This window comes from Streptomyces sp. NPDC052773 (assembly GCF_044547145.1).
In the GTDB taxonomy this organism is placed as follows: Bacteria; Actinomycetota; Actinomycetes; order Streptomycetales; family Streptomycetaceae; genus Streptomyces.
The window spans coordinates 505,499-517,549 of record NZ_JBITZX010000001.1; the positions used below are offsets into that span (position 1 = coordinate 505,499).

Consider the following 12,051-nt stretch of genomic DNA (forward strand, 5'->3'; position numbering starts at 1 on the left):
CAGATGCTTATGCGTACCTGACATCCTGGCGCAGGCGGCCGGAACCCACCGCATCGGGGTGCGCACTGTTACGAAGGAATCGAGTTTCGGGACGGCGCCGTGACACCCCTAAACTGAGCCCGTGACCGAGAACACTCAGCAGCAGCCGCCAGCGACCACCACCGAACTGCCGACCCAGTACACGCCGGCCGAGGTAGAGGGGAAGCTGTACGAGCGCTGGGTAGAGCGGGGGTACTTCGAGGCGGACGCGAAGAGCGACAAGCCGCCGTACACCATCGTCATCCCGCCGCCGAACGTCACCGGCTCCCTGCACCTCGGGCACGCGTTCGAGCACACGCTCATCGACGCGCTGACCCGCCGCAAGCGGATGCAGGGCTACGAGACGCTGTGGCAGCCGGGCATGGACCACGCAGGCATCGCCACCCAGAACGTCGTCGAGCGCGAGCTGGGCAAGGAGGGCAAGTCCCGCCACGACCTCGGCCGTGAGGCGTTCGTCGAGCGCGTTTGGCAGTGGAAGGCCGAGTCCGGCGGGCAGATCTCCGGCCAGATGAAGCGCCTCGGCGACGGCGTCGCCTGGACGCGCGAGCGCTTCACCATGGACGAGGGCCTGTCCAAGGCCGTCCAGACCATCTTCAAGCGGCTCTACGACGACGAGCTGATCTACCGCGCCGAGCGCATCATCAACTGGTGCCCCCGGTGCCTGACGGCCATCTCGGACATCGAGGTCGAGTACCAGGACGACGACGGCGAGCTGGTCTCCATCCGGTACGGGGAGGGGGACGACGCCATCGTCGTCGCCACCACCCGCGCCGAGACGATGCTCGGCGACACCGCCGTCGCGGTCCACCCCGAGGACGAGCGCTACAAGCACCTCGTCGGCCGCGAGATCGAACTGCCGCTCACCGGCCGCCGTATCCCGGTCGTCGCCGACGAGCACGTCGACCCCGAGTTCGGCACCGGCGCCGTCAAGGTGACCCCGGCGCACGACCCGAACGACTTCGAGATCGGCCAGCGCCACGAGCTGCCGTCCATCACGGTCATGGACGAGCACGCCGTCATCACCGCCCACGGCCCCTTCCAGGGCCTGGACCGCCTGGAGGCCCGCTCCGCCATCGTCGCCGCGCTGCGCGCCGACGGCCGGATCGTCGCCGAGAAGCGGCCGTACGTCCACTCCGTGGGCCACTGCTCGCGCTGCAAGACGACCATCGAGCCGCGCCTGTCCATGCAGTGGTGGGTCAAGGTCGGCCCGCTGGCCAAGGCCGCCGGCGACGCCGTCCGCGACGGCAAGGTCAAGATCCACCCGCAGGAGATGGAGAAGCGCTACTTCGACTGGGTGGACAACCTGCACGACTGGTGCATCTCGCGCCAGTTGTGGTGGGGTCACCGCATTCCGGTCTGGTACGGCCCGAACGGCGAGGTCGTCTGCGTCGGTCCCGACGACGAGCCGCCGTCCGGCGAGGGCTGGTACCAGGACTCCGACGTCCTCGACACCTGGTTCTCCTCCGGCCTGTGGCCGTTCTCCACGCTCGGCTGGCCGGAGCAGACGGAGTCGCTCGCGAAGTTCTATCCGAACTCCGTCCTGGTCACCGGCTACGACATCCTCTTCTTCTGGGTCGCCCGGATGATGATGTTCGGCCTCTACGCGATGGACGGCACCCCGCCGTTCCACACCATCGCCCTGCACGGCATGGTCCGTGACCAGAACGGCAAGAAGATGTCGAAGTCCTTCGGGAACGTCGTCAACCCGCTGGACTGGATGGACAAGTACGGCTCCGACGCGCTCCGCTTCACCCTGGCGCGCGGCGCCAACCCCGGCGTCGACGTGCCGATCGGCGAGGACTGGGTCCAGGGCTCCCGCAACTTCGCCAACAAGATCTGGAACGCCACCCGCTTCGCGCTGATGAACGGCGCGACGGTCGAGGGTCCGCTGCCGGACGCCTCGAAGATGTCCTCGACGGACCGGTGGATCCTCTCCCGCCTCAACTCGGTGGTCGCCGAGGTCGACGCGTACTACGAGGACTACCAGTTCGCGAAGCTCTCCGACGCGCTGTTCCACTTCGCGTGGGACGAGGTCTTCGACTGGTACGTCGAGCTGTCCAAGACCACCTTCCAGGCGGGCGGCGAGCCGGCCGAGGTCAGCAAGCGGGTCCTCGGCGAGGTGCTCGACGTCACCCTGCGGCTCCTCCACCCGGTCGTGCCGTTCGTGACGGAGACCCTGTGGACCACGCTGACCGGCGGTGAGTCCGTCGTCATCGCCGAGTGGCCGAAGGACAGTGGCTTCCGGGACGCGGACGCCGAGCGGGAGATCGAGACGCTCCAGTCCGTCATCACCGAGGTCCGCCGCTTCCGCGCCGACCAGGGCCTCCAGCCCGGCCAGCGGGTCCCCGCCCGCCTGTCCCTCGCCGGCACGGCTCTCGCGCCGCACGAGGCCGCCATCCGCCAGCTGCTGCGCCTCCAGCCGGAGGGCGAGGGCTTCTCGGCGACGGCGACCCTGCCGGTCGCGGGCGTCGAGGTGGCGCTGGACCTGTCCGGCGTGATCGACGTGGCGGCGGAGCGCAAGCGCCTCGCCAAGGACCTGGCCGCCGCGCAGAAGGAGCGCCAGCAGGCCGAGGCCAAGCTCGGCAACGAGGCGTTCCTGGCCAAGGCCCCGGACCACGTGGTGGAGAAGATCCGCACCCGCCTGGCCAAGGCGGAGGAGGACATCACCCGGATCGAGGCCCAGCTGGAGAAGCTGCCGCAGGCGTAAGGCCGCGTACGTGAGGGAAGGCCCCCGGTGCTGGGAAGCGCCGGGGGCCTTCGCCTACCCGAAAGGGGCGCGGGGCCGCATCGATATGCGGCTCCGCCGCGTGGGCGCGACCGGCCGCACGACCGGCACCGACGTGACCGCACAAGCCACCCCCCACCTCTGTCAGTCCCGCTCCGTAGACTGGCCCCGTGAGCGACATCCCCGGCACCAGCGACCAGAGCGACCAGCCCGACCCCCTCGACTCCTTCGACGAGATCATCGAGGCGGAGACGACCCGCGACCCCGACCTCGCGGTGATCGAGGCCGGCAGCCGCACCCTGCGCACCCAGGGCGGCCCGCCCCAGGCGGACGTGCCCGCGCGGCCGGAGGACCCGGAGGTCGACAAGGCGCTGCGCGAGGTCGAGGCCGAGCTGGCGACCCGCTGGGGCGAGACCAAGCTGGAGCCGTCGGTCACCCGGATCGCCGCGCTGATGGACGTGCTGGGCGAGCCGCAGCGGTCGTACCCCTCGATCCACATCACGGGGACGAACGGCAAGACGTCGACGGCCCGCATGATCGAGGCCCTGCTCGGCGCCTTCGAGCTGCGCACCGGCCGGTACACGAGCCCGCACGTGCAGTCGATCACCGAGCGCATCAGCCTGGACGGCGCGCCGATCTCGGCGGAGCGGTTCATCGAGACGTACCAGGACATCAAGCCGTACGTCGAGATGGTCGACGGCTCGCAGGAGTACCGGCTGTCCTTCTTCGAGGTGCTGACCGGCATGGCGTACGCGGCGTTCGCGGACGCGCCGGTGGACGTGGCCGTCGTCGAGGTCGGCATGGGCGGCTCCTGGGACGCCACGAACGTGATCGACGGCGATGTCGCCGTGATCACCCCGATCGACCTGGACCACACCGACCGGCTGGGCGAGACGCCCGGCGAGATCGCCGGTGAGAAGTCCGGGATCGTCAAGCAGGGCGCGACCGTGATCCTGGCGCAGCAGCCGGTGGACGCGGCGCAGGTGGTGCTGAAGAAGGCCGTCGAGGTGGACGCCACGGTGGCCCGGGAGGGCCTGGAGTTCGGTGTCGTGGCCCGGCAGGTGGCGGTCGGCGGGCAGCTGCTGACCCTGCGCGGCCTGGGCGGCGAGTACACCGAGGTGTACCTGCCGCTGCACGGTGCCCACCAGGCGCACAACGCGGCCGTCGCGCTGGCCGCGGTGGAGGCGTTCTTCGGGGTCGGCTCCCAGCGCCCGGATCCGCTGGACATCGACACGGTCCGCAAGGCGTTCGCGGCGGTGTCCTCGCCGGGCCGCCTGGAGGTCGTACGGCGCTCGCCGACCGTGGTGCTGGACGCCGCGCACAACCCGGCGGGGGCGCGGGTGACGGCCGAGGCGATCGGGGAGGCGTTCCAGTTCAGCCGGCTCATCGGGGTGGTCGGCGCGAGCGGCGACAAGAACGTGCGCGGGCTGCTGGAGGCGTTCGAGCCGGTGTTCGCCGAGGTCGTCGTCACACAGAACTCCAGCCATCGCGCGATGGACGCCGACGAGCTGGCCGCGATCGCCGTCGAGGTGTTCGGCGAGGAGCGGGTGCAGGTGGAGCCGCGGCTGCCGGACGCGCTGGAGGCGGCGATCACGCTGGCCGAGGAGGAGGGCGAGTTCGCCGGTGGCGGGGTGCTGGTCACCGGGTCCGTGATCACCGTCGGCGAGGCCCGGCTGCTGCTGGGGAAGGGCTGAGGTTTTCCGTGCGTACGCTGTGTTCTTCGACGCTGATTGGCGAGTTCTTCATCATCGGCTTCGCGGGGCTGGTCGCGATGAAGGAACCCGACCTGTCCATGTCGACGGTGTGGACGGTCAGCGGGATCGCGATGTTCCTGTGCCTGGTGCTGTGCGGGATGGTCACCCGGCCCGGCGGGGTCGCCCTGGGATGGGCGCTGCAGATCGCGCTGATCGCGTCCGGCTTCGTCGTGCCGATGATGTTCGTCCTGGGCGTGGTGTTCGCGGCGCTGTGGTGGGCGTCGGTGCATTTCGGGAGAAAGGTGGACGAGGCAAAGGCGCGATTTGCGGCCCAGGCGGAATCTTCCCAAGCTTCTCAAGCTGACGCTGTGTAACAGCGCCACGGGGTCGCCCTGTAGCCTCGACCCACCCCGCACAACTTGATTCAAAGGAGTCCGTCGTGACCCAGCGCACCCTCGTCCTCCTCAAGCCCGACGCCGTCCGTCGTGGCCTGACCGGCGAGATCATCAGCCGTATCGAGCGGAAGGCCGGCTGGCAGATCACCGCGCTGGAGCTGCGCACCCTGGACCAGGACACGCTGGAGCAGCACTACGGCGAGCACAAGGGCAAGCCGTTCTACGAGCCGCTGGTCGCGTTCATGTCCTCCGGTCCGGTCGTGGCGATGATCGTCGAGGGTGAGCGGGTCATCGAGGGTGTCCGGCAGCTGGCCGGCCCGACCGACCCGATCGCCGCCGCGCCGGGCTCCATCCGCGGTGACTACGGCGTCATCGTCCGCGAGAACCTGATCCACGCGTCCGACTCCGAGGAGTCCGCCGAGCGCGAGGTCAAGATCTTCTTCCCCGGCCGGGCCTGACCCCGCCCGGGCGCCCGGTTGCGAATTTTCCAGGGAGTTTCCTGAGAGGGCGTCAGCTCTTTCGCTCCGCCGACCAGCCACGGCCGTACGTTTTCGGCCGTGGCTTGGCATATGCCGTGGCGATCGGGGGAACGACTGCCCCCGATGGACCGTCTCCACAAGCGGGGCGGCGCGCCATCTGCTGACAATGGCGAAGACCCTCGCGCAGTTGACGTGAAGGCGCGTCTACGATGGAAGCACTTCACGTCACAGCACCCACCTCGCCGACCTGACAAGCTTTCAAAAGCCCCGTGCTTCCAAAGCTCCGTGGGAAGGCCAGACGAATCCTGATGGGGAACTCAATGTCGTTCATCGGCCGTGACATGGCTGTCGACCTCGGGACCGCCAACACGCTGGTGTACGTCAGGGGTCGCGGGATCGTACTCAACGAGCCGTCCGTCGTCGCGATCAACACCAACACCGGTGGCATCCTCGCGGTCGGTGCCGAAGCGAAGAAGATGATCGGGCGGACGCCGGGCAACATCGTCGCCGTGCGCCCCCTGAAGGACGGCGTCATCGCCGACTTCGAGATCACCGAGCGCATGCTCCGCTACTTCATTCTGAAGATCCACAAGCGGCGGTATCTGGCTCGGCCGCGGGTCGTCGTCTGTGTGCCCTCCGGTATCACCGGCGTCGAGCGCCGCGCCGTCATCGAGGCGTCGTCCCAGGCCGGCGCCCGCCAGGTGCACATCATCGAGGAGCCCATGGCCGCCGCCATCGGCTCCGGCCTGCCGGTCCACGAGGCCACGGGCAACATGGTGGTGGACATCGGCGGCGGCACGACGGAGGTCGCGGTCATCTCGCTCGGCGGCATCGTCACCGCCCAGTCCATCCGCGTCGCGGGCGACGAGCTGGACAACGCGATCATCCAGCACATCAAGAAGGAGTACTCGCTCCTGCTGGGTGAGCGCACGGCCGAACAGATCAAGATCACGATCGGTTCGGCGTACGACCTGGACACCGACGAGCACACCGAAATCCGGGGCCGGGATCTCGTCTCCGGGCTGCCCAAGACCGTCGTCATCTCCGCCGCGGAGGTGCGCAAGGCGATCGAGGAGCCCGTCAACGCGATCGTCGACGCCGTGAAGACCACCCTGGACAAGTGCCCGCCGGAACTGTCCGGCGACATCATGGACCGCGGAATCGTTCTGACCGGCGGCGGCGCGCTGCTGCGCGGTCTGGACGAGCGGCTGCGGCGCGAGACCGGGATGCCGATCCACATCGCCGAGGACCCGCTGGACAGCGTGGCGCTCGGCTCCGGCAAGTGCGTCGAGGAGTTCGAGGCGTTGCAGCAGGTGCTCGACGCGGCACCGCGCCGATGACCCGTGCTGACGATTCCGCCGTACGAGACGAACCCCTCTCGTGCGGCGGATCGTTGGCATAGGGCATAGGCTCACGCACCAGTTCCTGTTCACACACCAGTTCCTATGAGGAAGGGCACGGCCGCCGCACGTGAGGGACACACGAGAGAGCCGGCTGCTCCTGGTGCTGCTGATCGCCATCGCGTTCGCGCTGATCACGGTGGACATCCGCGGCGGGGAGGACTCACCGGTCGACGGTGCCCGGCGCGCCGCGGCCACGGTCTTCGGCCCGATCGAGAACGGGGTGGCGTCCGCGGTCGACCCGGTCGGCAACGCGATCGCCGCCGTCCGTGACTCCGGCGAGCGGCACGACCGGATGGCCGAACTGGAGCGGGAGAACGCCGCGCTGAAGGCCAAGCTCGGCAGCGACGACCGCACCCGCAGCAGACTCCAGCAGCTCGACAAGATGCTGAAGGTCGCGGGCCGCGGCCAGTACGGCATCAAGGGCGCCGAGGTCATCGCCATAGGAGCCGCGCAGGGCTTCTCCTGGACCATCACCATCGACGTCGGCGCCAACGACGGCATCAAGCGCGACATGACCGTCCTCAACGGCGACGGGCTCGTCGGCCGCGTCACCACGGTCGGCCCGAACACCGCCACCGTGCTGCTGGCCACCGACCCCGACTTCACCGTCGGCACCCGGATGGAGGACAGCGACGAGCTGGGCTTCGCCTCCGGCCAGGGCGACCGCCCGCTGCGCGTGGAGCTCCTCAACGGCAAGGCGGAGATCAAGAAGGGCGACCGCCTGGTCACCTTCGGCTCCCAGGCCGACAAGCCGTTCGTGCCCGGCGTCCCGGTCGGCGTGGTCTCCCGCGTCGACCCCTCCGGCGGCGACCTGACCCGCACCCTGTACGTCACGCCGTACGTCAGCTTCACCCAGCTCGACGTCGTCGGCGTCGTCGTGCAGACACCCGCGAAGGACCCGCGCGACACCGTCCTGCCGCCCAAGCCCAAGCCGACCCCGAAGCCGACCGTGACGGTGACGGTCACCCCGTCGGCCGAGGCGCCGGGCGACGGCGAGTTCCAGCCGCAAGACCAGTAGGGGGAGCTGACCTTCATGCGCTTCAACCGGATCCTGCTCTCCTCCGCCCTGGTCGTCGTCGCCCTGGTCGTCCAGGTCAGCGTCCTGGCCCGGCTCCACCTCCCGGGCGCCGTCCCCGACCTGCTGCTGCTCACCGTCCTCGGCCTCGCCCTGGTCTACGGCCATGTCGGCGGCGCCCTCGTCGGCTTCGGCGCGGGTCTGCTCGCCGACCTCTCCCCGCCCGCCGACCACGCCGCCGGCCGCTACGCGCTAGTGCTGTGCGTCGTCGGCTATCTGGCCGGACTGGTCAAGCCGGAGAACGGCCGGCTGAAGTCCGCCACCGGCACCATGGCCGTGGTGGCCGCCGCCGCGATCGGCACGACCCTGCTGTACGCCGGGGTGGGCGCCCTCGTCGGCGACACCGCCGCCCGCCATGTCGGCCTCGGCGGCCTGCTGTTCACCGCCGTCCTCTACGACCTGCTGCTCGCCCCCTTCGTCGTGCCCGGCCTGATGGCGCTCGCCCGCCGCGCCGACAACGACCCGCTCGCCGAGACCGGCCCCGCGGCCCAGGGCACCGACATCTCCGAGGGCTGGCTCGCCTCCGGCACCGGGCTGCGGATCGGCGGCCAGCGGAACGGCCTGAGAGTGAAGGTCGCCCGCGCCCGCACCGCCCGCGCCGGGCGCATCAAGGGGGTCAAGCGGCTGTGAATCCGGCTGAGTTCACCGGAACGGGTGAACCGGCGAGGAACCGCAGCTCACGGGCCCTTCGTTCCTCACTCGTACCCGCCTCACCCGTTTCCGCCCGCACCCACCCGTTCGCGCACCGAGAGGGGGAGCAGCCGCAGTGACCAACATCCCCGAGACCGGACGGACGCCACGCGTCCAGATCCGGCTCATCGTCATCCAGGTCCTCGTCCTCTCCCTCCTCGCCACCCTCGGCGGCCGGCTCTGGTATCTCCAGATCCGCGAGGGCGCTGAATACGCCAAGGAGGCCTCCGGCAACCACGTCCAGCAGGTCGTCCAGCCCGCCGTCCGCGGCTCCATCCTGGACGCCCGCGGCGTGCCCCTCGCGGACAACGAGACCCGGCTGGTGGTCTCCGCCTCCCGCACCGAGCTGATGAAGATGAAGGACGACGGCGAGGCCGTCCTCACCAAGCTCGCCGGCGTCCTCGGGATGACCCCCAAGGAGGTCAAGGAGAAGGTCCGGCTCTGCGACGCCAAGACCCCCCAGCCCTGCTGGAACGGCTCGCCGTACCAGCCGATCCCCATCACCGACGAGGCCACCCCCCGCCAGGCCCTCCAGATCCGCGAACGCGCCGAGGACTTCCCCGGCATCACCGCCGAACCCCAGGCCGTGCGCCGCTACCCGAGCCCCGGCAAGGCCAACACCGCCCAGGTCCTCGGCTATCTCTCCCCGGTCACCGACGAGGAGATCCAGCAGGCCCAGGACACCGACTCGCCCTATCTGCGCTCCGACCAGGTCGGCCGCTCCGGCCTGGAACGCCAGTACGACAAGGCGCTGCGCGGCAAGGCCGGCGTCACCCGGTACGAGGTGGACAACCTCGGCCGCGTCATCGGCCAGGCCGAGTCCGACGCCGCCCAGCCCGGCTCCAACCTCGTCACCAGCATCGACGCCCGAGTCCAGCGCGTCGCGGAGTACGAGCTGAACGAGGCGATGAAGGCCGCCCGCAAGGAGTGGGACCGCAACACCCAGGAGCGGTACAAGGCCGACGCGGGCGCGGTCGTCGTCATGGAGGCCCGGACTGGCCGGATCGTCGCCATGGCCTCCAACCCGACGTACGACCCCAACGCCTGGGTCGGCGGAATCTCCGCCAAGGACTACAGGAAGCTCACCGGCAAGTCCTCCAACTACCCCCTGCTCAACCGCGCCATACAGGGTCAGGCCGCCCCCGGCTCCATCTTCAAGGTGGTCTCCACGGCCGCCGCGGTGCAGGCGGGCTACGACTTCGACGGCCGCTACGAGTGCTCCAGCGCGTACTCGGTCGGCGGCCAGGTCTTCAAGAACTTCGAGTCGCAGAACCACGGCGCCATCGACCTCGGCCGCGCCCTGGAGGTCTCCTGCGACACCGTCTACTACCGCCTCGCGCACAGCGAGTGGAAGAAGGACGGCGGCATCAACCCCAAGGGCAAGCCCAAGGACTGGTTCTACAAGGCCGCCCACCAGTTCGGCCTCGGCAAGGAGACCGGCATCGACCTGCCCAACGAGGTGGCCGGCCGCGTCCCCGACCGCGAGTGGAAACAGCGGTACTGGGAGGCCAACAAGGACGCCTGGTGCAAGACGGGCAAGAAGGACGGCGACTACGTCGAGAAGATCGCCTACGAGAACTGCCTCGAAGGCAACAAGATGCGCGCCGGTGACGAGATCAACTACTCCATCGGCCAGGGCGACACCCTCGTGACCCCCATCCAGATGGCCACCATCTACGCGGCCATCTCCAACGGCGGCACCCTCTACACCCCGACCGTCGGCAAGGCCGTCATCAGCCCCGACGGCAAGAAGGTCGAGGAGATCGAGCCGAAGTCGCACGGCAGGCTCCCGGTCGGCAAGCAGACCCTCGCCCAGATGGACGAGGCCCTGGCCGGCGTCGCCACCCGCGGTACGGCCGCGTGGCGGTTCGGCGGCTGGCCGCAGGACGAGATCCCGATGCACGCCAAGACGGGGACCGCGGAGGTCTACGGCAAGCAGACCACCTCCTGGTTCGCCACCTACACCGACGACTACGCGATCGTGATGACCATCTCCCAGGGTGGTACGGGCTCCGGCGCCTCCGGCCCCGCCGTCCGCAACATCTACGACGCGCTCTACGGTGTGTCCGACGACGGCACCATCGACAAGAAGAACGCCCTGCTGCCCACCCCGCAGAAGGACCTGCCGAAGATCCGGCCCGACGGCTCCATCACCGCGCCCAAGCTCCCCAAGGACGTGGCGAAGGAGCAGCAGGCCAGCCAGAAGGCCCCGGAGAACGCGGCGGAGCAGGCGCAGGCCGCGGCGACCGTGCCCTCGCCGGAGTCGGGCAACCGTGAGACACGCCGGCGCGGGCGCCGCCGCGGCGGCCGAAGGAGCCCGCGATGACCGGCGTCAACAGCTTCCAGGTCTCCGGGTACGGCCCGGAGCGCGCCGGGTGGACGCGGCTGCTCGCCCGCGACTCGATGGCCCGCCGCCTCGACTGGCCGATACTGCTGGCGGCGCTCGCGCTGTCGCTGATCGGCTCGGTGCTGGTGTTCTCGGCGACCCGCAACCGCACCGACATCAACCAGGGCGACCCGTACTACTTCTTCCTCCGGCATCTGCTCAACACCGGCATCGGCTTCGCCCTGATGGCCGGCACCGTCTGGCTCGGCCACCGCACCCTGCGCACCGCCGTGCCGATCCTCTACGGCGCGTCCGTCTTCCTGATCCTGCTGGTGCTCACCCCGCTGGGCTCCACGGTCAACGGCGCCCACTCCTGGATCGTCATCGGCGGCGGCTTCTCGCTCCAGCCCTCGGAGTTCGTGAAGGTCACGATCATCCTCGGCATGGCGATGCTGCTGGCGGCGCGGGTGGACGCGGGCGACAAGCAGTACCCGGACCACCGCACGGTCCTCCAGGCGCTCGGCCTGGCCGCCGTGCCCGCGCTGATCGTGCTGCTCATGCCCGACCTCGGCTCGGTCATGGTGATGGTGGTGATCGTGCTGGGCGTGCTGCTCGCCTCCGGTGCCTCCAACCGCTGGATCTTCGGGCTCATCGGCGCTGGCACGGCCGGCGCGATCGCGGTCTGGCAGCTGGGCATCCTGGACGAGTACCAGATCAACCGCTTCGCCGCCTTCGCCAACCCCGAACTCGACCCGGCCGGCGTCGGCTACAACACCAACCAGGCCCGTATCGCCATCGGCTCCGGTGGCCTCACCGGCTCCGGCCTGTTCGAGGGCTCCCAGACGACGGGCCAGTTCGTCCCCGAGCAGCAGACCGACTTCGTCTTCACGGTCGCCGGCGAGGAGCTGGGGTTCGTCGGCGGCGGGCTCATCATCGTGCTGCTCGGCATCGTGCTCTGGCGCGCCTGCCGCATCGCCCGCGAGACCAGTGACCTGTACGGCACCGTCGTCGCCGCCGGCATCGTCGCCTGGTTCGCCTTCCAGTCCTTCGAGAACATCGGCATGACCCTCGGCATCATGCCGGTCACGGGCCTGCCGCTGCCGTTCGTGTCGTACGGCGGTTCGTCGATGTTCGCCGTGTGGGTGGCGGTCGGGCTGCTCCAGTCGATCCGGGTGCAGCGGCCGTTGTCCGCGTGAGCGCGACGGCCTCTGCCCCCGCCGGGCGA

9 protein-coding genes are annotated in these 12,051 nt (G+C 69.8%); all 9 read left to right on the plus strand.

The window, feature by feature from the left end; translation table 11 throughout:
- The first annotated feature begins 121 nt into the window (after positions 1-121).
- The 9 genes from ACIG0D_RS02410 (at position 122) to rodA (ending at position 12,022) form a co-directional block, all read left to right on the plus strand.
- Complete coding sequence (locus ACIG0D_RS02410) at positions 122-2,746, plus strand: valine--tRNA ligase (protein WP_399795772.1); 2,625 nt, start codon at positions 122-124, stop codon at positions 2,744-2,746.
- Between the two features lie 188 nt (positions 2,747-2,934).
- On the plus strand, positions 2,935-4,458 hold the full coding sequence (locus ACIG0D_RS02415) for a bifunctional folylpolyglutamate synthase/dihydrofolate synthase (protein WP_399795773.1): 1,524 nt from the start codon (positions 2,935-2,937) through the stop codon (positions 4,456-4,458).
- A gap of 8 nt (positions 4,459-4,466) precedes the next feature.
- Positions 4,467-4,832 (plus strand): DUF4233 domain-containing protein, encoded by a 366-nt coding sequence (locus ACIG0D_RS02420; RefSeq protein WP_399795774.1) that lies wholly within the window; start codon positions 4,467-4,469, stop codon positions 4,830-4,832.
- A gap of 65 nt (positions 4,833-4,897) precedes the next feature.
- Entirely contained in the window at positions 4,898-5,311 is a 414-nt protein-coding gene (gene ndk, locus ACIG0D_RS02425; protein ID WP_365757313.1) for a nucleoside-diphosphate kinase, read from the plus strand.
- A 341-nt stretch (positions 5,312-5,652) separates the two neighbouring features.
- Positions 5,653-6,672 carry a rod shape-determining protein gene (locus ACIG0D_RS02430; protein ID WP_048457894.1) on the plus strand — a complete coding sequence of 340 codons (1,020 nt, stop codon included), beginning with the start codon at positions 5,653-5,655 and terminating at the stop codon, positions 6,670-6,672.
- Between the two features lie 130 nt (positions 6,673-6,802).
- Positions 6,803-7,753 (plus strand): rod shape-determining protein MreC, encoded by a 951-nt coding sequence (gene mreC, locus ACIG0D_RS02435; RefSeq protein WP_399795777.1) that lies wholly within the window; start codon positions 6,803-6,805, stop codon positions 7,751-7,753.
- Between the two features lie 15 nt (positions 7,754-7,768).
- Positions 7,769-8,440: a rod shape-determining protein MreD gene (gene mreD / locus ACIG0D_RS02440; protein ID WP_399795778.1), complete on the plus strand. Its 672-nt coding sequence runs from the start codon at positions 7,769-7,771 to the stop codon at positions 8,438-8,440.
- A 136-nt stretch (positions 8,441-8,576) separates the two neighbouring features.
- The gene (mrdA, locus tag ACIG0D_RS02445; RefSeq protein WP_399795780.1) at positions 8,577-10,826 is read left to right on the plus strand and encodes a penicillin-binding protein 2; all 2,250 of its coding nucleotides are present in this window, start codon (positions 8,577-8,579) and stop codon (positions 10,824-10,826) included.
- Positions 10,823-12,022, plus strand: coding sequence for a rod shape-determining protein RodA (gene rodA / locus ACIG0D_RS02450; RefSeq protein ID WP_399795782.1), 1,200 nt, complete (start codon positions 10,823-10,825; stop codon positions 12,020-12,022). Before mrdA ends, rodA begins: the two co-directional genes overlap by 4 nt.
- Positions 12,023-12,051 lie beyond the last annotated feature (29 nt).